Below are 21,576 nucleotides of genomic sequence, written 5' to 3' on the forward strand. Positions count from 1 at the left end.
GCACGGGTTTTCAGATATCACGACCCCTGCTCGTGTCGTGGCAGGCCTTGAACGGACCGGGCACGGCCTGCGGGGCATGGATCGCAATGCGCAGGTTGAACATGCCGCATTCATGTCCGGGCGTGCGGTTGAGCAGGGTAAGCACACTGACTTCCCCCCCAATTCTACTGGAATCACCGTGCCAGAAACATTGCTGGCCCTATAGGGAAGTTTTTTACCGTTACCAGTGGTTAATCAAAGCGTTACCGCTAAAGGCGCACCCATTGCTCAATACTGACGGCGGCGCGGGCTTTACCTGCGCCTGCGCGTTTGCGTGCATGCTTCATGACCGCATCCGTCAGGCACAAAAGAGCATGATACCTTTTTGGCGAACAGGCTGTTCAGGCCACGTCAGGCACTTCAATGCCCGAGACGAATTTGTAGATGTCTTCATGGTGCAGCAGGAAGATGCGGTGTTTCTTGCCCAGCAGCAGGGCTTCCTGCGTGTAGGGCGCGTTGGAGACGATGGCACCAATATCGGCGCGGCTTTCGGTCTTTTCCCTTATGCCCTGCCAGATCACGTCATCATGCACCGGTTTGCGGTCGATCCAGCAATGCACCAGCATTTTCAGCCCGTTGCGGCTGCAATGGATGACCGAGCCGAGGCCGGTGGCCACGGGGGGGCGGATTTCCCATCCCGCCTTTTCGATCCATTGCGAGCAGAAAGCCGCGTATTCCGCCTGGTTCATGTCCTGATGGTAAATACCTGGCGTAAGTACGGTGGCGGAGGGTGTGCGGGCGGTATTGGCTGCAAGCGTGGTGAGGTGCGTGCAAACCGTCTTGTGAATGGCAGGCCAGAGCGCGCTCTGCCCGTCACGCGCGAGCGCAGGCAGCAGGGTCGTGCGCGTAAAGCGTTCTACATGCGTGCTCCATGGCGTGCGGCTGTGGGGCAGGGTGGTGGCGTTGGCCTCATCCTCGGCCTGCTGGTACCAGCGCGCGAGCATGGGGCGATGGCGCTCGGCCAGTTGCAGGCAGGTGCCAATGGCCTTGCGCCGCCGCGCCATGACCCAGATCGTGCGCAGCACCCGCATCATGATCCATCCGGCGCCGGTAATGAGCATCAGCGTCAGGATGAGCGAGCCGAGTTTCTGGAAGCCGCGCGTCATGAAAAACAGGTCGGTTGGCAGCGGCGTTTCGCGGTTCTGCACGATAACGGGCGGAGCGGGCGGGGGCGTGTCATCCTCGGCCTGTTGCTGCGGGCCTTCCGGGGTGGGGGTCTCGACTATGGTGGGTGCGGGGGGCGGCGTGACATGAACCGGCGCAGGTGCAGGCGCGCCGATGGGGGTGATGTCACCGGTCATGAAATACTGCGGGGCCAGCCCCGGCACCGGCGGCACGCGGCGCATGAGCGGCAGCCCGTTGCGGTTGGCGATCTTTTCCCACTTTATGTCAGGGGTCACGGCATGGCAGTCGCCCTGCCGGAGCAGCGTCCGGCGCCACGCAGGGGGGTGTCTTGCGACCTCGGCAGCATCGGACAGGGCACGCAGGGCGGCATCATCCCCACAGGCAAGGGTGGGATGGGTCGCGCTGAACAGGCCCGCGGCGCTGGCGCTCGCAGGCAGCCACAGGAGCAGGCAGGCACTCGCCCATATCCGCATGATGCTCTTTATCCTTCCGGTCTGGTAAGCTGGCTGGCGCAGACCCTGGGTATCAGCAAATCAAGATGTGTTAACGTGCAGATGCCGATATGCAGAATACGGTTGTTCTTGTAAACAGGCTTTATTTAGTCCTGTATGTTTGAATCTTGATTTCGCTGAACAGAGTGGCGCGAAAAAGTGGCATGTCCTTATCGGGTATCTGCCCCCTTGCCACTCTTATGGCGATGTTCACGAACTTCGCGGATGCTCGGTGCGACATGTTGGAAAGCAGGAGCGGATGACTGACCGTTTTGCAGTAGTGCTGGCGCGCCATCCCGCCGTAACGGGCGCGGAAGGCGTGTGTTACGGCCAACACGACGTTGCCCTGGCCGAGGGGTGGGAGCGCATGGCCGATGGCCTGCGCACCGTCATGCAGAGTGTGGGGTGCCGGATTCTGTTCTCGTCTCCCGCGCGGCGGTGCCGCATGGTGGCGGAGCGGGTCGCGCAATTCATGAATCTGGAGTTGAGGGTGGATTCACGTCTGCGTGAGATCAGCTTCGGGGAGTGGGAGGGCCGTCCCTGGAGCCGAATCTCGCGCACGGCACTTGATGCGTGGGCGGCAGATGTAAGTGGATTTACCCCCCCCGGCGGCGAGAGCGGCACCGCGCTGCGCACCCGCGTACGGCATTTCTGGAACGAGATGCAGCAGCGCGGCCAGTCCTGCGCCATCATCACTCATGGCGGCCCGCTGCGACTCATGCATGGCATGGTTCATGGTGCGGCGGGCAACCTGCTTGCCCCCTCGCCACCCATGGGCTCGGTGCGGGTGATCGAGCAGGGGAGTGCTGCGTTCAGCACAGGGCCGTCAGAACTGCGCATTCCGTCACGACTGCCGTTGCACCAAGAACGTCACCGGTCTGTCCGCCAAGTTGCCAGCGTGCAAGGCAGTACATAAGAACGCTGCCCAGCAAGGCTACGGCGCACGCGGTGAGTGCCCTTGTCGCGGGCAGCAGCATGGCGGCTAGCGCCACGGCAAAACCAAGGCAGGCCACAAGCACCGTGCGGGGCAGGCTGGTCATGGTGCTTGCCAGCCCGTCGTGCCGCGCGGGTGGTAGCTGCCACAGCACGCCCGCCATGGTGGCACGGGCCAGCGCGCCTGCCACCGGCAGTGCCACCAGTGCGACAGGCCCCGGCATGGCGGCAAGGGCCGTGGTCCGTATCAGCAGGGCCATGACCAGCGCCATCACGCCATAACTGCCCACGCGGCTGTCGCGCATGATCTCGAGCTTGCGCGCCCGGTCGCGGCCCCCGCCGCAGCCATCGGCCATGTCGGCCAGGCCATCTTCATGCAGGCCACCGCATAGCAGCAGCAGCAGGCCCACGCACCAGCCCGCAGCGGGCAGCGGGGCAAGTCCAAGCCGTAGCGCTGCCCCGTAGGCCAGGGCCGCAAACGCGTTGATGCCCGCGCCAATCAGGGGCCAGCACCATAGCGAGCGTGTCATGCTGTAGGGCAGTCCGTCATGTGCCAGCCAGCCCGTGGGCAGGCGGGTCAGCAGCCCCAGCCCGCACACGAGATCGGCGCGCAGTCGGGCCACAATGTTCATTCCCGCCCGCTCACCTGTGCCTGCGCGAAGGTGGCCATGCCGCACAGACACGCTACCGCCGCGCGCACCAGCCCCACGGCAAGCCCAGCGCCCGAGCCTTCGCCCAGCCGCAGCCCCAGATCAATCAGCGGCGTCAGCTCCAGTTCTGCCGCAAGGTGGGCGTGCCCCCCTTCAGCCGAGCAGTGGGCCAGCCGCGTATGGGCCAGTCCTTCGGGCACGAGCACGCCCAGCGGAGCCACGGCCGCCGTGCAGATGAAGCCATCAACCAGCACGGGAATATCCCTGTAGCGCGCGGCCAGCACCGCCCCGAATATGGCCGCGAGTTCGTGTCCGCCCACATGGCGCAGGATGTCGAGCGGGTCGCATACCCCGGCATGATGGGCCAGCGCGCGGTCGATCACCGCCGCCTTGTGGCGCACGCCTGCCTCATCCAGCCCGGTGCCGCGCCCGGCCCACCGTGCACCGCCGCCGCCAAACAGGGCGGCGCACATGGCAGCGGCAGGGGTGGTGTTGCCAATGCCCATCTCGCCCACGCATAGCAGGTCGGTGCCCGGCTGGACCGCGCGCATGCCCGTGGCGATGGCGCGCAGGAAGGTGGCTTCATCCATGGCGGGGGCGTGCGTAAGGTCCGCTGTGGGGCGCAGGTCTTCCACTTCCACCACGCGCAGCCGTGCACCTGCTACGCGGGCAATCTGGTTGATGGCCGCGCCGCCGGTGCGAAAATTCTCGACCATCTGGCGCGTGACATCGCTGGGCCAGGGGGTCACCCCCTGCGCGGTCACGCCGTGATTGCCCGCGAAGACGATGATATCCACCCGCTCGGCCCGCGGGCGGTCGGTGCGCTGCCACTGTCCGGCCCAGCTTGCCAGTTCCTCCAGCCGGCCAAGACTGCCCGGTGGCTTGGTCAGCTGGCTGTCATGGCTGGCAATGGCGGCACCGGCGGCGCTGTCGGCGGTGGGAAGGTCGCGGCACAGCGCACGCAGCGCGGCCATGTCCTGCGGTATGGAAAGACGGGATGGCATGGGCAGCGTTGTGTGGTCTTATGCGCGCCGATGCAAGATGTGGGAGGATAAAATGATGGCGGATGGCACGCACACCATGCCAGCAGGGCTGCAGGGCTGCATTTTCGTGCTTGGCGGCGCGCGCTCGGGCAAGAGTGCGTTTGCCGAGGGGCTGTTTGCCTCATGGCCCGCGCCCTGGACCTATCTTGCCACCTGTCAGCCCCGTGATGGCGAAATGGATGCCCGCGTGAGCCGCCACCGTGCCCGCCGGGGCGAAAACTGGCGCACCGCCGAGGAACCGCTCGACCTGCCCCGCGCGCTCGATGCCGCAGGCACCAGCCCCGTGCTGGTCGACTGCCTGACCCTGTGGCTGACCAACCTCATGCTGGCCGAACGTGACATTCCCGCAGCAACGCAGGCGCTGCTGGCCGCCCTCGAACGCCGCGCGGGACCGACGGTGCTGGTCTCGAACGAGGTGGGGCAGGGCATCGTGCCCGACAATGCGCTGGCGCGGCGCTTCCGTGATGAGGCAGGGCTTATGCATCAGGCTATTGCGCGTGGGGCTGCTCGTGTTGTCTTTGTGGTGGCAGGCCTGCCAATGGAGATGAAATGACCCTGACCCCCGAAGAAATCCGCCACCGTGAAAAAATGGCCAGGCGCAAGGCCGTGCAGGACCGGGAGGTGGAAAGCAAATCCATCGAGAAGGGGCTGCTGGCCGTGCATACGGGGGCGGGCAAGGGCAAGTCCACCGCGGCCTTCGGCATGGCGCTGCGCACGCTGGCCCATGGCGGGCGGATCGTGGTGATCCAGTTCATCAAGGGGGCGTGGAACACCGGCGAGCGCAAGGCGCTGGAACGCTTTGGCGATCAGGTGGAATGGCATGCGCTGGGCGAGGGCTTTACCTGGAACACGCAGGACCGTGCCAAGGATATCGCCAACTGCCGTGCTGCATGGGAGCAGGCCAGGGCCGCGCTGAAGCGTAATGATGTGAGCATGGTGATTCTGGACGAACTCAACATCGCCCTGCGCTATGACTACCTGCCTATTGACGATGTGCTGACCGATATCGCCGCCCGTCCCCCCATGCAGCACGTGGTGGTGACAGGCCGCAACGCCCGCCCGGCCATGATCGAGGCCGCCGACCTCGTGACCGAGATGACGCAGGTGGCGCATCACTTCAAGAAAGGCGTCAAGGCACAGGCCGGGATCGAGTTCTGAGCATGGCGCGCGCACTCATGTTTCAGGGCACGGGCTCCAGTGTTGGCAAGTCCGTGCTGGTGGCAGGGCTGTGCCGGTTATTGGCCCGCCGGGGGCTGCGCGTGCGCCCGTTCAAGCCGCAGAACATGTCCAACAACGCTGCCGTGACGGCTGATGGCGGCGAGATCGGGCGCGCGCAGGCGCTGCAGGCCCGTGCCTGCGGGGTGTCGCTTTCGGTGCATATGAACCCGGTGCTGCTCAAGCCGCAGGGCATGACCGGCTCGCAGCTTGTGGTGCGCGGGCAGATGCGCGGGCAGGTGCGCGCGCGTGATTTCCAGTCCTTCAAGCGCGGGCTGATGCCCGAGGTGCTGGGCAGTTTCCACACCCTTGCCGCCGAGGCCGACATCGTGCTGGTGGAAGGGGCGGGCTCTGCCTCTGAGGTCAACCTGCGTGCCGATGATATTGCCAATATGGGTTTTGCCCAGGCGGCGGATATTGATGTGGTGCTGATTGGCGATATCGACCGGGGCGGTGTAATCGCGAGCCTCGTGGGCACGAAGGTGGTGGTGGCACCCGATGACGCGCGGCGCATAAGGGGTTTTATCGTCAACCGCATGCGCGGCGACCCCGCGCTGTTTGCCGCGGGCATGGACGAGATTGCCCGCATGACCGGCTGGCAGCCCATGGGCCTCGTGCCGTTTCTGGACCGGGTGCGCGCCCTGCCGGCGGAGGACGCAGCCGATCTTGCCGCCGGTGGTGGCCCGCGCGGAGCGGGCGTGCGCATTGCCGTGCCGTGCCTGCCCATGATTGCCAATTTTGATGATCTCGACCCGCTGGCGGCGGAAGAAGGCGTGTCGCTGACCATGGTGCCGCGCGGGCAGGTGCTGCCCGAATGTGACCTGATCATCCTGCCTGGCGCCAAGGCCACCATTGCCGATCTGGCCGTGCTGCGCGCGGAGGGGTGGGATATCGACATCCACGCCCATGTGCGCCGTGGCGGCCATGTGCTGGGCATCTGTGGTGGCTACCAGATGCTGGGCCGCCGCATTGCCGACCCCGACGGCATTGAGGGACCACCCGCCACGGTAGAGGGGCTTGGCCTGCTTGATGTGACGACCGTTCTGGCAGGCCACAAGCGGCTGGAGGAGGTAACCGGCGCACTGCTGCCCGAACGCGTGCCCCTGCATGGTTACGAGATGCATATCGGCCGCACCGAGGGGCCCGACGCTGGGCGACCGCTGATCGACCTTGGCGGCCAGCGTGAGGGCGCGGTCAGCCCCTCGGGCCGGATATGGGGCACTTATGTGCATGGCCTGCTGGCCGATGGCCGTGCAAGGGCGGCCTTGCTGGCGCGGCTTGGCGCACATTCGCGCGCGCAGGACCATGATGCGACGGTGGATGCGGCACTCGATGCACTGGCCGACCATCTGCAAGCGCATCTCGATATTGACGGTTTGCTGGCGATGGCGCGTCCGGTGCAGGGTGGATCAGGATAGGGATAAGAGTTTTTGTGTGCCGCCTTTTTTCAGAAAGAACGTCGCCCAAAAACTTTTATTACTTTCAACTCAGCGCCGTCGTGCCATTCGGGCCAGCAGGAGCATGGCTGTCAGCCCGGCCAGTGTCTGGATCAGGCATGCGCGACGGTACAATGCCAGTGCACGGAACAGGTCAGCCGGGCGGAGGTCCGGCGTGCCATCGCCCACCCACGGTTCGGCCACGCGTACGCCGTTATAGGCGCGTGGGCCAGACAGGCGGATGCCCAGCGCGCCTGCCATGGCCGCCTCCGGCCAGCCTGCGTTGGGCGAGCGGTGGGTGCGGGCATCACGTCGCAACACGCGTAAGGCTGCGTGCGCATCCATGCCGGGCAGGCTCAGGGCGGCAAGGATGAGCCACAGGGCAGACAGGCGCGAGGCAGGCAGGTTGACCAGATCATCCAGCCGCGCCGCCGCATAGCCAAAGGCTTCATGGCGGGGTGTGCGGTGGCCGATCATGCTGTCTGCCGTATTGACCGCCTTGTAGAATACCGCCCCTGGCAATCCGCCCAGCGCCATCCAGAACAGGGGGGCAACGATCCCGTCGGAGAAGTTTTCGGCCAGCGTCTCGGTGGCCGCGCGCAGCACGCCCGCCTCATCAAGCTGTTCGGGGTCGCGGCCCACGATGTGCGAGACCGCGCGGCGGGCGGCGGGCAGGCTGACCTGCGCCTGTTGTGCTACGGCCAGCACATGGTCATGCAGCGAGCGCTGGGCCACCAGCGAACTGGCCAGCATGCCGGTCAGTGGCAGGGCCACGCTGGGCGGCAGGATGCGCCGGATGCTGCGTTCAAGGGCTACGGCGGCCAGGGTTGGCACGGCCACGGTCACGGCACTCGCCACAAAGCCGTTGGCCCGGCGGCGGATGGGGGTGCATTCGGGTGTGTTCAGTCGGCGGTCCAGCCCATCAATCAGACGGCCAATCCAGATCACGGGGTGCCCGATCCGGCTGACAAGCGCCTGCGGGTAGCCAGCCATGGCATCGGTGACCGAGGCCACGCAGGCAGTGCTTACAGGACGAAGCAGAAGACGGGAAAGGCGCATGCCTCGATGGATATTGTGCTCCCTGCACAGGGTCAAGGGCGGGGAGAACGGGTGGTGCGCGGTCATGATTTTGGCAGGCAATCGAGGGCCTGCGCATGACAGATATAGGACTCATGGACTTCTATTGTCACGCATGATGTAATTATAATGGTAAAAACTGTGAATATGAAATTACTTTAAGGTATATGGAAAAACAACAATAAAATAACCTGAATTATATTATAAGTATAATGATGAAAAAGTAAATCCGTAGCCAGAATGCAAACATCGGCAGACCGGCCGCGCACATAAGAAATTTTGATACCGCAACCCTTCGGCCACGGGGCGAATATCAAGATGAATACTATTGTAATTTACGAGAAAGAAAATGATCCATAACAATAAAATTAAAAAATTGTTTTTCTCAATGCTGCTTTTGCCATTTCTTGGTGGTTGTGTTCATCCAGCGCCACCTGCAATGCCATTCAACAGCAGTGAGGTATCATGAGCACAAAAACCGGGTCAGGCGGCCATAAAGGGGTGTGTCAGTGGCGCAATTTTTACAAAGCAGCATACTTACGCCGTTTCCGGTGGGAATGAGACGATTTATAAATCTGAAGATATGCCAGGCTCCATCATGCAGGTTCCCCGGGTTCATTTTACTGTCGATCTGCTGCCGCAGGCTGCCTATATGCATGCACTGGCAAAAAAAATGGATTTTTATGGTTTGATGCATGGCTACAAAACCCTGAATGATCCCCGCTGGGTTGATCCGTCAGTGTTGCCTTAGAGCCTGATCCGAAAGTTTTTGAACAATACCAGCCTGTTGTGATTCATCCGTCTTTACGAAGAGATGGAGTGAATGGTGACATGGACTGGTATTGCCCGACGTGAACATAGCCGGGAAGGACTGCGATATCCATCGGATATGATGGACGGGGAATGGGCTTTGATCATGCCATTTGTGCCCCCTGCGAAACGGGGCGGTCGCCCTCGCACGACGGATATGCGCGAGGTGGTCAATGCGATGCTCTACATAGCCTCGGCCGGGTGCGCGTGGCGCCTGCTGCCGAAATGCTTTCCGCCGGTCTCGACTGTCAGGCGCTATTTCTACGCCTGGCGTGATACCGGGCTGTTCGAGGTCATGAATACGGTGCTGGTCATGAGCCTGCGCGAGATCGAGGGGCGTGAAGCCTCCCCGAGCGCGGGCGTGATTGACAGCCAGTCGGTGAAAACTACGGAAAGCGGCGGGCTTTCGGGCTATGACGCGGGCAAGAAGGTCAAGGGCCGCAAGCGCCATATCGTGACTGATACCTGCGGCTTCCTGATCTTTCTCCTCGTTCATGCCGCCGATATCCAGGATCGTGATGGGGCCGTTGATGTCCTGGCGGCAATACGCAGGCGCTTTCCCTGGCTGCGCCACATCTTCGCTGATGGCGGCTATGCTGGCGAGAAATTGCGATCCGCGCTCGCCTCCATGGGAAAATGGACGGTCGAAATCATCAGGCGGTCCGATACGGTGAAAGGCTTTCAGATCCTGCCGCGCCGCTGGGTGGTTGAACGGACATTCGCCTGGCTGGGACGGTGCAGGCGGCTCGCCAAAGATTGGGAACAATCCATTGCGTCCTCAACCGCATGGACATTGATCGCCTCGATCCGCATGCTCACACGACGGACAGCAAGGCATTGTCAAGCTTGAAAAACTTTCGGATCGGGCTCTTACATCCCGCATTTTTCCTGTCCGGCTGCCGGTCCTGATATCTGTACATCCCCTGGTCATTTTGTCTGGCCAAATCTGCCTGCAGGCCAGTGGTATATTGTTACGTCATATGACCCGACAAAAGAACATAAAAATATTTCAGTGGAATATACGACTGCTGGAGTGGATGTACAAAAAATAACAACGGTTGAAGGCCAGACGGTTCCGTTTGTTGCATGGGGCGGCACGAGAGCGGTCTTGTGCAAGTCATGATGCGGCATGCATGAGGCGTTTCAGGTCGGGCGCCTGGGAGGAAGGACGCCACGTGCCCGCCTTTGTGCCTGCCATGTCTCAGGTGGATGGTTGGCATGGACGCATGGTGATGCAGCCTTTGGCCTGACCGCATCAGGCAATCTGAAAATAAAATCTTCCGGGCGTTGCCTTCATTTCAGAAAGTGATGGTTTGATGCTTTTTGCAGAAAGATTTACCAGAAATTTTATCAGGGCAGTCCATCATGTGCCACGGCGCGTGGCGTGGCCGCGCATTAACACCCGGCTCATTAACGCCCAGATCATTTTTTCTTGCATTAAGGGAAATCATGCAAAAGGCTCTAGGCAGCCTGTCCTGCCTCACGGATAAAGTGAAAACAGGGGGCCACGATAGGCATGGCGTCAGGGAGAAGGCAGTTTTTGGGTATCAACGGTTCAGGGTTCATCTCATCGCGGCGGCGCTTCATGCAGGGGCTGGCAGGCATTGCCGCATGCGGCACGGTATCTGCTTCGGGCACGGGGGCGGCAGCTCCGCCCAGGCCATACACGCCGGTTTTCTTTAACGCCGCGGAATGGAATTTTCTCATTGCCGCCTGCGACCGCCTGATCCCGGCTGACGCCAATGGCCCCGGCGCGCTCGCACTGAACGTGCCCCGTTTCATCGACCAGCAGATGACCACGCCCTACGCGCAGGGCGCGCAGTGGTACATGACTGGCCCCTTCGTGCAGGGGCCGGATCATCTGGGCTACCAGTTGCCGTACCCCCCGCGCGACCTGTACCGCCACGGCATTGCGGGCATGAACGCCCATGCCACCACCCGCCACGCAAAACCCTTCGCAGCTCTCGCGCCCGGGGTGCAGGACGACCTGCTGCGGGCAGCCGAAGGCGGCAAGCTGGTGTTTGGCGATGTGCCATCTGCCGCGTTTTTCGACCAGCTTCTGGCCAATGTGATGGAAGGCGCGTTCAGCGACCCCATCCATGGTGGCAATACTGGCCTTGGCGGCTGGGCCATGCTGGGCTTCCCCGGCGCGCGGGCGGATTTCATGGACTGGGTGGACCGCTACGGGGCGCATTACCCGCTGGGCAGTGTTTCCATAACGGGAGAAACGGCATGAGCGATGAAGCACGCAGGCTGAAGCCGGTTGACGTGGTGGTGGTGGGCGGCGGCTGGGCCGGGTCCATCATGGCCAAGGAAATGACCGAGGCCGGGCGCACGGTGGTCATGCTTGAACGCGGGCCGGACCGCAGCACGGCGGGGGAGGGGGCTTACCCGGCCTCCATCGACGAGCTTGAGGGCAATTTCCGCTACAGGCTGTTCCAGGATCTCTCCAAAAGCACGGTCACCATCCGCAACAACGCCAACCAGACGGCGCTGCCCTATCGGCGCATGGCCGCCTTTCTGCCCGGCGAGGGCGTGGGCGGGGCAGGGCTGCACTGGTCGGGCGTGCATTTTCGCATGCCCCCCGATGACCTGCGCCTGCGCTCGCGCGTGATCGAGAAATATGGCGCCAAATTCATTCCCGAAGGCATGAACCTTCAGGATTACGGCGTGACCTATGAGGAACTCGAACCCTTTTTCGACAAGGCCGAGAAAGTATTCGGCACCTCGGGCGAGGCCTACAAGGTGAACGGTCAGGTCGTGGGGCAGGGCAACGTGTTTGCGCCCTCGCGCTCCGACCATTTTCCGCTGCCACCCCTCAAGGATGTCTATACCGCCCATCTGTTCCGCAAGGCCGCGACGGAAGTGGGGTTCCATCCGTATTCGCTGCCCGCGGCCAATGCCTCGCAGCAATATACCAACCCGTATGGCGCGCAGATGGGGCCGTGCAATTTCTGTGGTTATTGCAGCGGTTATGCCTGTTACATGTATTCCAAGGCATCGCCCAACGTGAACATCCTGCCGGTGCTGCGCCGCCACCCGCTGTTTGAACTGCGGGCCAACTGCCATGTGCTGAAGGTGGAGCGCGACAGCACGGGCACGCGCGCCACCGGCGTGACCTATACCGATGCCGAGGGCAAGGTGGTGACCCAGCCTGCGGAAATGGTGATCCTGACCGCCTTCCAGTTCCATAACGTGCGGCTGATGCTGCTTTCCGGCATTGGCAAGCCTTATGATCCGGTCCGGAACGAAGGCGTTGTGGGGCGTAATTTCGTCTACCAGAACGTGACCACCAGCGTGGTGTGGCTCGACCCGAAGGTGGAGACCAACCAGTATATCGGCGCAGGTGGCGGCGGCGTTGCGTTTGATGACTTCAACAGCGAGAACTTTGACCACGGGCCGTTAGGCTTCGTGGGGGGCTCGCCGGTCTGGGTCAACCAGGCAGGCGTCAAGGCCATTGCGGGCGCGCATGCGGGCGGCCCGCCGGGCACGCCACGCTGGGGCAGTGCCTGGAAGGCGGGCATGATTGATACCTACCGCCATTCGCTGCGCATCGACGCGCATGGGGCCAACATGGCCTACCGCGATGTGTATCTCGACCTTGACCCGACATGGAAGGACGCCTACGGCCAGCCGCTGCTGCGCATGACGTTTGACTGGAAGGATAACGACATCCGCATGAACCGCTACGTGGTGGACAAGATTGGCGATGTGGCAAAAGCCATGGGCGCGCGTAACGTGCACCTGACAAAGCGTGAATTCGGCCAGCCGTTCGATACGCGGCAGTATCAGACCACCCATCTCGGCGGTGGCGCCGTGATGGGCACGGACCCGCAGACAAGTGCCCTGAACCGCTACATGCAGTCGTGGGATGTGCATAATGTGTTCGTGATCGGGGCCAATGCCTTCCCGCAGGGCACGGGCTACAACCCCACCGGCATGGTCGCGGCCCTGGCCTACTGGGCGGCACACCACATCCGCACCACCTACCTTGCCAGTCCTGGCCCGCTGGCAGGATGAAGGGCATGTGGAAATCCGGGCTGCGCCCCATGGCGGCGGCCCTGCTGGTCCTGTCGGCGCTGGGTGCCCGGCCTGCGCGGGCGCAGGATGCATCATTACCGGCGGATCTGGTCACACGCGGGGAATACGTGGCCGAGGCGGCGGATTGCGGCGCCTGCCATACCGTGCCCGGCGGCGCGCCCTTTGCCGGGGGCATGGCCTTTCACCTGCCCACCGGCACGCTGTATGCGCCCAACATCACGCCAGATGCGCAGGCGGGGATCGGCCGGTATTCCGAGGCCGAATTCATCCGCGCCATCCGCAACGGCATCCGCCGCGACGGGGCCACGCTGTACCCAGCCATGCCCTATCCCTCCTATGCCCGCATGACCGATGACGACCTGCATGCGCTCTATGCCTATTTCATGCACGGCGTCAGGCCGGTCTCCGTGCCGGTGGTGCAGGATGGCATGCACTGGCCGCTGTCCATGCGCTGGCCGCTCATGGTGTGGCGCAGGCTGTTCGCGCCTGATCCGGTAATTACGCTACAGGGGGCTGCGGCCCGTACCTTCCCCGACCCGGTTGTGGCGCGCGGGGCCTATCTGGTCGAGGGGCCAGGCCATTGTGGTGCCTGCCATACGCCACGCGCCGTGACCATGCAGGAAAAAGCCCTGACGGCTGAAGATGGCCCGCTCTACCTCTCGGGCGGAGCGACGGTTGATGGCTGGCGGCCTGTCAGCCTGCGCGGCGAGAACCGCACCGGGCTGGGCAGGTGGAGCGAGCAGGATATCGTGCGCTTTCTGGCTACCGGGCGCATGCCACTTGGCGCGGCCTTCGGTGGCATGACCGATGCCATCAACCACGGCACCCAGCACATGACGGCGGATGATCAACTGGCCATTGCCCGCTACCTCAAGACCCTCTCGCCCACAACACCCGCCAGGGCGCCGGGCTGGGCGTATGACCCCGCTGCCACCAATGCCCTGCGCGCGGGTGACATGAGTGCGCGCGGCGCGCGGCATTACGTGGATAGCTGCGCCGCCTGCCACCGCACCGATGGGCGCGGTTACCCCACCACCTTCCCGCCGCTTGCCGGCAACCCGGTGGTGATGGACCCGACACCGGATTCGCTCATTCGCATCGTGCTGGAGGGCAATACGCTGCGGGCAACGAAGCAGGCCCCCTCCGCCTTTGTCATGCCCGGCTTTGCCGCCCGCATGGATGATTCAGCGGTGGCCGATACCGTAAGCTTCATCCGTGCGGCATGGGGCAATGAGGCGCCTGCGGTGAGTGCTGCTGACGTGGCGCGCATCCGGCGCAGCCTGTCGCCTGAACACCCGCCTGCCTCGCTACCTATGAACTGATTGTGAACGCCATGCCGCGGATGGCGCGATTGCCCTTGTGGCCCTGACTTGCATGAATGGACGCGGGCCGCACAAACCGGGGGAAAGACCAATGACCATGCATCGGCGTGACCTGTTCGGGGCTGCACTCCTGCTGGCGGGGGCAGTACCCATGGCCCGGGCTGCCCAACCTGCGCAGGAGGCGACCAATTACGACCATGGCGCCACCCCGGAGGGTCCGTTCGAGATCGTGGCCCATTTTGATGGCCCCGGCCCGTCGGGCATTGCAGTCACGGGGGGGCGGGTGTTCGTGGGCTTTCCGCGCCATGCGGTCAACCACAAGGGCGCGACGCTGGCCGAACTGAAAAATGGCCGCCTGCTGCCCTATCCCGATGCCGCCACGGCCATGCCCTCCGACCGCCCACCCGCCACCCGGCTCATGTCCGTCCACGGCATGACCACCGATACCAGGGGGCGGCTCTGGGCCATTGATGATGGCAAGCTGGCGGGCCAGCCACTCGCGCCGGGAGCGGCCAAGGTCATTGGCATCGACCCGGTCACCAACCGCATCTTTGCCAGCATCGTGCTGACCGCGCCCACGCTCCTGCCAGACAGCCACATGAACGACCTGCGCGTGGACCTGACGCACGGGCCGCAGGGCACGGTGTTCATAACTGATTCCTCGTTTGGCCAGTCGCCCGCCCTGGTGGTGGTGGATGTGGCGAGCGGGCGCCAGCGCCGGGTGCTGGCAAGCCATCCCTCCATTCAGGCCGAACGCCCCTTCATGGCGGTGGTGGAGGGGCGGCCACTGGTATTTGACCCGCCCGCGCACAAGCCTGCTTTCGTCTCGGGCGGGGTGGATGGCATTACGCTGTCACCCGATAGCGCCACGCTGTATTACAGCCCGCTGACCAGCAGGCGGCTTTACAGCATTCCTACTGTTCTGCTGGCCGATTTTGACAAAACCGATGCACAGCTTGCCACCGGCATAAGCGATCTGGGTGAAAAGGGCGTTGCCGACGGGCTGGCCACCGATGCGCAGGGCCGGATCTACACCACCAATTTCGAGCATGACGCCATCTTCCGCCGCAACACCGATGGCTCGTTCGACACCATGGTGCGTGACCCGCGCGTGCTCTCGCCCGATGGCATCTTTGTTGATGGCAACATGGTGTACTGCACGCTGGGCCAGTGGAACCGCCTTGCGAGCTTTAATGAAGGGCATGACCTGCGGGTGCCGCCCTATTATCTGATCCGCTTCCCCACCGATGCGGCCGCCGCCTTCGATGCCACAAAGGCAGCACCGGGCTAGTTGCCCCTTTCCCCCGGCGCTGAATTGCGGCAACAATCGCGGCCATGAATATTATGTCGCGCATGATCCTGCCCCTGATGCGGCGCCTGGAGCCCGAGGCCGCCCATCATATCGCCCTTGATGCCCTGCAACTTGGCCTTGGCGGCGTCTCCTGCCCCGGCAATGATGACCCGGCGCTGTCCGTCCGCGCCATGGGGCTGCGCTTTCCCAACCCCATCGGCATGGCGGCGGGGTTTGACAAGAATGCCCTGGTGGTGCGCCCGCTCACGCGCTCGGGCTTCGGCTTTGTCGAGGCGGGTACGGTCACCCCCCGCCCGCAGCCCGGCAACCCGCAGCCGCGTCTGTTCCGCCTGACCGAAGACCGGGCCATCATCAACCGTATGGGTTTCAATAACCAGGGCATCGACCGCTTTGCCGTACGTATGGCGCGCCTGCATCGCGTGTCCTCGCCGCGCCGCACGCCCGGCGCGCAGGTGCCGGTGGGCGCCAACCTTGGCATTAACAAGACCGGTGCCGACCCCGAGCGCGACTACCCCATGCTGGTGGGGCGGGTTAAGCACTATGCCGACTATATCGTCATCAACCTGTCCTCGCCCAACACGCCGGGGCTGCGTGACCTGCTTGAGGCCTCAAAGCTCAAGGGCATTCTGGATGCGATCAACGCAGCCCATGCCGAGCGGCCGCCGCTTCTGGTCAAGATCTCGCCCGATATCGCGCATGATGATGTCGAAGCCGTGGTCGAGGCCGCCATTGCCGGTGGTGCGCAGGGGCTGATCGTGTCCAACACCACCATCTCGCGCCCGGCGGGGCTGCTCAGCCCCTATGCCACCGAGACCGGGGGCCTGTCAGGCCGCCCGCTGCGTCCGCTGGCCCAGGACATGCTGACCCGTGTTGCAAAGGTGGCGGCAGGCCGCGTGGCCCTGGTGGCCAGCGGCGGCATTGAAACCGGCGTGGACATTCTCGACCGGGTCAAGGCCGGGGCTGACCTTGTGCAGATCTATACGGCTTATGTGTATGAAGGGCCGGGCATCCTCAAGCGCCTCAAGGCCGAGACGCTGCGCGCCCTGCGCGCCGAAGGTTTCGAGACGCTGGCCGATGCCAAAGGGGCTGCCCTTAAATGAAATGGCATGATGGCCTGTCCGGGCTGAGCCACGATTATGATGGCTACATCCTCGACCTGTGGGGCGTGGTGCATAATGGCGTGGCCCCCTATCCCGGCGTGCTGGAATGCCTGCAACGCCTGCGCGAGGCAGGCAAGCGGGTGGTTCTGCTGTCCAACGCGCCCCGGCGCACCGCCACGGTGGAGCCGGGCCTGCGCCGCATGGGCGTGAGTGCTGACCTGTATGACGGCATCATGACCAGTGGTGAGTGCACGCACCGCATGCTGGCTGCCCGCACCGACCCGTGGTTTGCGGGCCTTGGCCGCCGCATGGTCCATCTCGGTCCCGACAAGGATGTGGATGTCTATGCCGGGCTGGACCTTGATGTTACGGGCGATCCCGCGCAGGCGGATTTCGTGCTCAATACCGGGCCGGACGCCGAACTGGGCGAGGAGGAAATCAGCCCCTACCTGCCCATGCTGGAACAGTGCGCGGCCCATAACCTGCCCATGATCTGCGCCAACCCCGATCAGCAGGTCATTCGCGGCAGCCTGCGCCTGATCTGCGCGGGGGCCATGGCGAGCTGGTATGAAAACCGTAACCGCCCCGTGCGCTGGATTGGCAAGCCCTATCCGGAAGTCTACGGGCTTGCACTTTCGCTGCTCGATGTGCCGCGCGAGCGGGTGCTCGCACTTGGCGATGCACTGGCCACCGACATGCGCGGGGCCGCTACCGCAGGTATTGACGGCTGCTGGGTGCTGGGAGGCATCCATCAGGAAATGCTGGGCGGAAGCTGGGAGCACGGCCGCAACCCTGATTACGACCTGGCGGTGGCGGAAGCGACTGCAGCAGGGCTTGCCCCTGTGGCCTGCGTGCCTTCGCTGCGCTGGTAATCTGTCCCGTTATGGCTCGCCTCGTGGCGGGCCGTAACGGGGCCGGATCACGCGGGTATTTTCTTGCCCGGGAACGGGTCGTCAGGCTCCTGGCTTGCGATGGCAACCCTCGTTCAGGCCTTGGGCACTTCCTTCAGGGCAAGGGGAAGAGCGCGCCCGAACATGGCCAGTTCGACAGGAGTAGCAGTGCCGACCCGGATCCATGTCTGATAGGTGGGCGCTTCAAAAACACGGATATCGATATTGTGCTGCGCCAGCGCCTGTTCCATCAGCCGGGCGGGGCGTCCGGTATCTACATACACGAACGTGCCATGGCTTTTCAGGTAGGGGAGGCCATTTTTTTCGCAGATATCATAGATCATCTGGCGGCATTTTTTCAGGTAGGCGATCGCCCCGTCAAGGTACTGCCTGTCTCCCAGTGATGCGGCAGCCGCGGCAAAGCCTGCCTGATTGCGCGATGTCGTGGTCAGGCTGTAAAGCTGTTTGACGCGGGGGGGCTGCGCCAGGATGTAGCCGATCCGTAACCCGGCCAGTCCATACACTTTCGAGAACGTGCGCGCCACGATCACATCGTGTCCAGAATGGATGAGGGGGGCAATGGTCATACCATTTGCATCGGGCAGCAGTTCGAAATAGGCCTCATCCACAATGACCGGAACCGTTTTTGAAACATCCCGGCAGAATGCCAGAAGTTCCTGATGCCTGAGCATATGCCCGGTCGGGTTGTTCGGGTTGCAGACATACACCAGGGCGGTCTGGGGTGTTATGGCGCGGCGCATGGCCTGCAGGTCGATTGCATGCGCCGAAAGCGGCACATACTGCACGGCTACCCCCCGGCGCTGGGCATAGTTCAGGTGCGTGGCATAGGTTGGCTGGGGGGCAAGGATGTGCCCGGCGCGCCCGATATCGGTTGACAGCAGCGAAAGCGCATCAAGCGAGCCATTGGACAGGGCAACTTTCTCACGTTCAAGATTTTCCTGCTGGCCTATCCGGTCGCGCAGCAGATGCTCATCCTCAACGTAATAGGGCGCCAGCTTCACGCAGCCTGCAATGGCGGCGCGTGCGGCGGGAGAGGGGCCAAACGGGTTTTCCGTTACATTCAGGCGCGCCCGCGCAGGCGGGGGTTCTTCTGCCCTGGCAGGGCTGACCACACCGGCCCACAAGGCGGAGGTAAGCAGGCTGGCAGACTGGATGATGGAGCGCCGGTTCAGATGCAGCATGATTGTCCGTGAAGGCATGAGGTTGAATATCTTGTTATATTATTTTGTTAAAGTAAAATATGAAATAAATAAGAATAAATTTTCATAATAACTTAACTTAAACAGAATCTGATTTTTTATGTAAGGGTATTGCATCTCTTTTTAATGCATTTATCCCGGGAATACTCATGGCGATAAGAAAAGCCTTTCTGTTTTCAACAGCAATCACCTTTGGCCTGGTGGTGGATACAACCATTTCTCATGCAGTTCCGCTTGTGGATGAGCAGAAGCCAGACAATAACAAGCGCGAAAAAAAACCTGCCGTGAAAGGCACGAAATCTGGCGCAAAGCCGGTCGATGGCTCAAATGCCTCGGCCAGCAGTAGTGAAACCCTGATTGTAACAGGTACCCATGCTGTCAATCGCAAGGCGCAGCAGAGCACATCACCCGTTACGGTACTGTCTGCTGCAACCCTGCGGCGTTCGGGGCAACTGAACCTGGCGGATGCCCTGACACGCACCTATGCCTCGATCAATGTCAGCGCCATGGGCAATGATGCGGGCGCGCTGACATCCGCCATTCGCATGCGTGGCCTCAACCCCAACGAGGTTCTGGTGCTGGTGGATGGAAAACGCCGCCACACCACGGCAAACATCTACGCCGATGCCGGCCCGGACTTTGGCGCGACACCGGTTGACCTGAACATGATCCCGGCGGCCGCCATTGACCATATCGAGGTGCTGGAAGATGGGGCCGCCGCGCTGTACGGGTCGGACGCCATTGCGGGCGTGGTCAACATCATTACCAAAAAAACGAATCATGGCCTGAACATGAGCGCCCAGACCGGCGCAAATGCCTATAATGGCGATGGCTGGCAATACCAGACCAGCATTGATGGCGGCCTGTCGCTTGGCGGGGATGGTTACCTGCACCTGAGCGGGCAGGTCTACCACACCGATCATATGGTCCCCTATACCGAAGACCATCGCCTGCTGGGCTATGCGCCTGCGGGAGCGGCAACCTCGCTCTATAAAGGGTCGGTTTCCGTTCCCAAGAACTCCAACAAGGTCATGAGCACGCCAGAGGAAACACGTGAAAACCTGAGCATCGCCTTTGGCAAGACACTGGCGGAGGGCATACAGGGCTACGGCCTGATCACCTACGCCCATCGCCATGCCGAAGCATATGAAAACTATCGTCCGCCCAGTACGCTGCCTTCCGTCTATCCTTCCGGTTTCTCGCCCATCGAGACGATGGAAGAGAATGACTATGCCGCCACCCTGGGGCTGAAGGGCGATAACTTCTTCAAATTCGCCTGGGACATCAGCACGACCTATGGCGCGGATGAAGACAAGATCGGTGACAAAAGCAGCGTGAATGCGGGCATGCTGAGCAGCAAGTGTATTGCGCGCAGCAGCAACCCGACCAGCACCAGCGCCTATGCCTCGACCGATGGGTGCGGCTGGTCGCCCACTTCCACGCGGGCCGAAAGCTACCGCATGGCGCAGTGGACCAATACGGCTGATTTCAGGCGCAATTTCAAAACCGGCTTTGCAACCCCCACCACCATTGCCTTTGGCGCGGAGCACCGGCTTGAAACCTATGAGATAACGGCAGGCACCCCGCCATCATACGAGGCAGGTGGCATGGCGGGCTATGTTGGCCTCAGCCCGCATAATGCCGGTAGCTGGAGCCGTGACATCTGGGCAGGCTACCTTGATGGCGATTTCCATCCGCTCAAGCACTGGGATGTCGATTTTGCCGGGCGTTTCGAGCACTATACCGATGTGGGCAACACCGAAAACGGCAAGGTCTCCACACGCTATGACTTTACGCGACGCATCGCCGTGCGTGGTACCATCAGCAACGGCTTTCGTGCGCCCACCCTGGCCGAGCAGCATTTCAGCGCCATCAATGTAGGGGCTTCGACCGTATCGGGGCTGCTGCCTGTCAGTTCGGGGGCCGCGCGCTCGCTGGGGGCCTCTCCCCTCAAGCCTGAACGCTCGACCAACGCCAGCGCAGGCATCGTGCTGGAGCCGGTCAACGGGTTCCATGTCGAGGCCGATGTCTACCAGATCAACATCCGCGACCGCATCATCGCCGGTGGGTCCGTCAACGGGCCTACGGCCATCAACGCCGTGCAGCAGCTTGGCTTCGTACTGCCAGGCGGCCTCGACCCCAATGCGGTCAGCACTTACTATTTTGCCAATGGCGCCAGCACGCGCACGCAGGGTTTTGACCTCAAGGCCAGCTACCTGCTGCACATGCACCGTTATGGCAACCTGAACCTTTCCGCCTCGCTGGACCTGAACCGCACCCGTCTGAGCCATGTGGCCTCCACCATGGTCAATGGCGTGAGCACGCCACTGCTCAATGCCGCCACCGCCAGCTACATCACAACTGCCTATCCGCGCAGCAAGCTGATCCTCAATGCTTACTGGACGATTGGCAAATGGGATGTAAACGTACGCCAGACCCGCTATGGCCAGACCACGGACATGCTTGCCTATCAGGACTGGACCCCGTCCAGCGCCCAGTGCATCTCAAACGGCCAGGCCAGCGCGCTGCGTTACTCCAACACCTGTTTCGCGCAGTTCAACAATACCCCGCGCTGGTTGACTGACCTTGAAATAGGCTACAGCGTTACGCCGCACCTGCATGTGACCGTCGGGGCGAACAATGTGTTCAATATCCGCCCCCGCATGGTCAATCCGCTGAACAACAACTATGGTGCCCGTATTTATGATGCCAACTCGGCACAGGTGCCCATGACGGGTGGCTATTATTACGGCCGTATTGATGCCCGTTTCTGAACTTTCCCGTTAACCATGATTGACGGGCCGGAAGCAGCCCTGCTTCCGGCCCGCTGGCGTTATCATGTCTTTCCGGCACGCTCTGGTGGCCGGAACAG

General features: G+C 62.6%; 20 protein-coding genes. 13 read left to right on the plus strand and 7 right to left on the minus strand.

Annotated features, from left to right (window positions below; genetic code table 11):
• Positions 1-10 precede the first annotated feature (10 nt).
• Together FMA36_RS19730 and FMA36_RS09560 are read right to left on the minus strand one after the other, a co-directional pair.
• Positions 11-145 (minus strand): hypothetical protein, encoded by a 135-nt coding sequence (locus tag FMA36_RS19730; protein ID WP_276612574.1) that lies wholly within the window; start codon positions 143-145, stop codon positions 11-13.
• 235 nt (positions 146-380) lie between these two features.
• On the minus strand, positions 381-1,637 hold the full coding sequence (locus FMA36_RS09560) for a restriction endonuclease (RefSeq protein WP_159262131.1): 1,257 nt from the start codon (positions 1,635-1,637) through the stop codon (positions 381-383).
• Positions 1,638-1,914: 277 nt separating this feature from the next.
• On the opposite strand from FMA36_RS09560, the gene FMA36_RS09565 reads away from it, so the two are divergent.
• A complete protein-coding gene (locus FMA36_RS09565; protein WP_159262132.1) occupies positions 1,915-2,571 on the plus strand; it encodes a histidine phosphatase family protein in 657 nt (218 codons plus the stop codon).
• On the opposite strand, the gene cobS is transcribed toward FMA36_RS09565, so the two are convergent.
• Both cobS and cobT read right to left on the minus strand, forming a co-directional pair.
• Complete coding sequence (gene cobS / locus FMA36_RS09570; protein ID WP_159262133.1) at positions 2,468-3,220, minus strand: adenosylcobinamide-GDP ribazoletransferase; 753 nt, start codon at positions 3,218-3,220, stop codon at positions 2,468-2,470. The genes FMA36_RS09565 and cobS overlap by 104 nt on opposite strands.
• Positions 3,217-4,242 carry a nicotinate-nucleotide--dimethylbenzimidazole phosphoribosyltransferase gene (gene cobT, locus FMA36_RS09575; RefSeq protein ID WP_159262134.1) on the minus strand — a complete coding sequence of 342 codons (1,026 nt, stop codon included), beginning with the start codon at positions 4,240-4,242 and terminating at the stop codon, positions 3,217-3,219. Before cobT ends, cobS begins: the two co-directional genes overlap by 4 nt.
• On the opposite strand from cobT, the gene cobU reads away from it, so the two are divergent.
• Genes cobU through FMA36_RS09590 form a run of 3 tightly spaced genes read left to right on the plus strand, consistent with a single transcriptional unit; the run spans position 4,241 to position 6,914 of the window.
• Complete coding sequence (gene cobU, locus FMA36_RS09580) at positions 4,241-4,834, plus strand: bifunctional adenosylcobinamide kinase/adenosylcobinamide-phosphate guanylyltransferase (RefSeq protein ID WP_159262135.1); 594 nt, start codon at positions 4,241-4,243, stop codon at positions 4,832-4,834. The genes cobT and cobU overlap by 2 nt on opposite strands.
• Complete coding sequence (gene cobO / locus FMA36_RS09585) at positions 4,831-5,439, plus strand: cob(I)yrinic acid a,c-diamide adenosyltransferase (RefSeq protein ID WP_159262136.1); 609 nt, start codon at positions 4,831-4,833, stop codon at positions 5,437-5,439. Before cobU ends, cobO begins: the two co-directional genes overlap by 4 nt.
• Positions 5,440-5,441: 2 nt before the next feature.
• On the plus strand, positions 5,442-6,914 hold the full coding sequence (locus FMA36_RS09590; RefSeq protein WP_159262137.1) for a cobyric acid synthase: 1,473 nt from the start codon (positions 5,442-5,444) through the stop codon (positions 6,912-6,914).
• A 69-nt stretch (positions 6,915-6,983) separates the two neighbouring features.
• Here FMA36_RS09590 and cbiB read toward each other — a convergent pair whose 3' ends face one another.
• Complete coding sequence (gene cbiB / locus FMA36_RS09595; protein WP_159262138.1) at positions 6,984-7,991, minus strand: adenosylcobinamide-phosphate synthase CbiB; 1,008 nt, start codon at positions 7,989-7,991, stop codon at positions 6,984-6,986.
• A gap of 601 nt (positions 7,992-8,592) precedes the next feature.
• Here cbiB and FMA36_RS09600 point away from each other — a divergent pair.
• Together FMA36_RS09600 and FMA36_RS09605 are read left to right on the plus strand one after the other, a co-directional pair.
• Positions 8,593-8,760, plus strand: coding sequence for a ubiquitin family protein (locus tag FMA36_RS09600; protein WP_159262139.1), 168 nt, complete (start codon positions 8,593-8,595; stop codon positions 8,758-8,760).
• 72 nt (positions 8,761-8,832) lie between these two features.
• Positions 8,833-9,669, plus strand: a complete 837-nt coding sequence (locus FMA36_RS09605) for an IS5-like element IS1031A family transposase (RefSeq protein ID WP_048859179.1) — start codon at positions 8,833-8,835, stop codon at positions 9,667-9,669.
• 448 nt (positions 9,670-10,117) lie between these two features.
• Here the strand turns inward: FMA36_RS09605 and FMA36_RS09610 are convergent, their stop codons facing one another.
• Positions 10,118-10,270, minus strand: a complete 153-nt coding sequence (locus tag FMA36_RS09610) for a hypothetical protein (RefSeq protein WP_159262140.1) — start codon at positions 10,268-10,270, stop codon at positions 10,118-10,120.
• Positions 10,271-10,359: 89 nt separating this feature from the next.
• Here FMA36_RS09610 and FMA36_RS09615 point away from each other — a divergent pair, with 89 nt between their 5' ends.
• The 6 genes from FMA36_RS09615 to FMA36_RS09640 all read left to right on the plus strand — a co-directional run bounded on the left by FMA36_RS09615 (position 10,360) and on the right by FMA36_RS09640 (position 17,466).
• The gene (locus FMA36_RS09615; RefSeq protein WP_159262141.1) at positions 10,360-11,055 is read left to right on the plus strand and encodes a gluconate 2-dehydrogenase subunit 3 family protein; all 696 of its coding nucleotides are present in this window, start codon (positions 10,360-10,362) and stop codon (positions 11,053-11,055) included.
• Positions 11,052-12,839, plus strand: coding sequence for a GMC family oxidoreductase (locus tag FMA36_RS09620; RefSeq protein ID WP_159262142.1), 1,788 nt, complete (start codon positions 11,052-11,054; stop codon positions 12,837-12,839). The genes FMA36_RS09615 and FMA36_RS09620 overlap by 4 nt, the downstream gene beginning before the upstream one ends.
• Positions 12,840-12,868: 29 nt before the next feature.
• The gene (locus FMA36_RS09625) at positions 12,869-14,182 is read left to right on the plus strand and encodes a c-type cytochrome (RefSeq protein WP_408885658.1); all 1,314 of its coding nucleotides are present in this window, start codon (positions 12,869-12,871) and stop codon (positions 14,180-14,182) included.
• Between the two features lie 97 nt (positions 14,183-14,279).
• Positions 14,280-15,473 (plus strand): L-dopachrome tautomerase-related protein, encoded by a 1,194-nt coding sequence (locus tag FMA36_RS09630; protein WP_159263824.1) that lies wholly within the window; start codon positions 14,280-14,282, stop codon positions 15,471-15,473.
• 44 nt (positions 15,474-15,517) lie between these two features.
• A complete protein-coding gene (locus FMA36_RS09635) occupies positions 15,518-16,594 on the plus strand; it encodes a quinone-dependent dihydroorotate dehydrogenase (RefSeq protein ID WP_159262144.1) in 1,077 nt (358 codons plus the stop codon).
• Positions 16,591-17,466, plus strand: coding sequence for a TIGR01459 family HAD-type hydrolase (locus FMA36_RS09640; protein WP_159262145.1), 876 nt, complete (start codon positions 16,591-16,593; stop codon positions 17,464-17,466). The genes FMA36_RS09635 and FMA36_RS09640 overlap by 4 nt, the downstream gene beginning before the upstream one ends.
• Positions 17,467-17,579: 113 nt before the next feature.
• Here the strand turns inward: FMA36_RS09640 and FMA36_RS09645 are convergent, their stop codons facing one another.
• Positions 17,580-18,704, minus strand: coding sequence for a pyridoxal phosphate-dependent aminotransferase (locus FMA36_RS09645; RefSeq protein WP_206065071.1), 1,125 nt, complete (start codon positions 18,702-18,704; stop codon positions 17,580-17,582).
• A gap of 149 nt (positions 18,705-18,853) precedes the next feature.
• On the opposite strand from FMA36_RS09645, the gene FMA36_RS09650 reads away from it, so the two are divergent.
• Entirely contained in the window at positions 18,854-21,478 is a 2,625-nt protein-coding gene (locus FMA36_RS09650) for a TonB-dependent receptor plug domain-containing protein (protein WP_159262146.1), read from the plus strand.
• Positions 21,479-21,576 lie beyond the last annotated feature (98 nt).

This window comes from Komagataeibacter xylinus (genome assembly GCF_009834365.1).
GTDB lineage: Bacteria > Pseudomonadota > Alphaproteobacteria > Acetobacterales > Acetobacteraceae > Komagataeibacter > Komagataeibacter xylinus_D.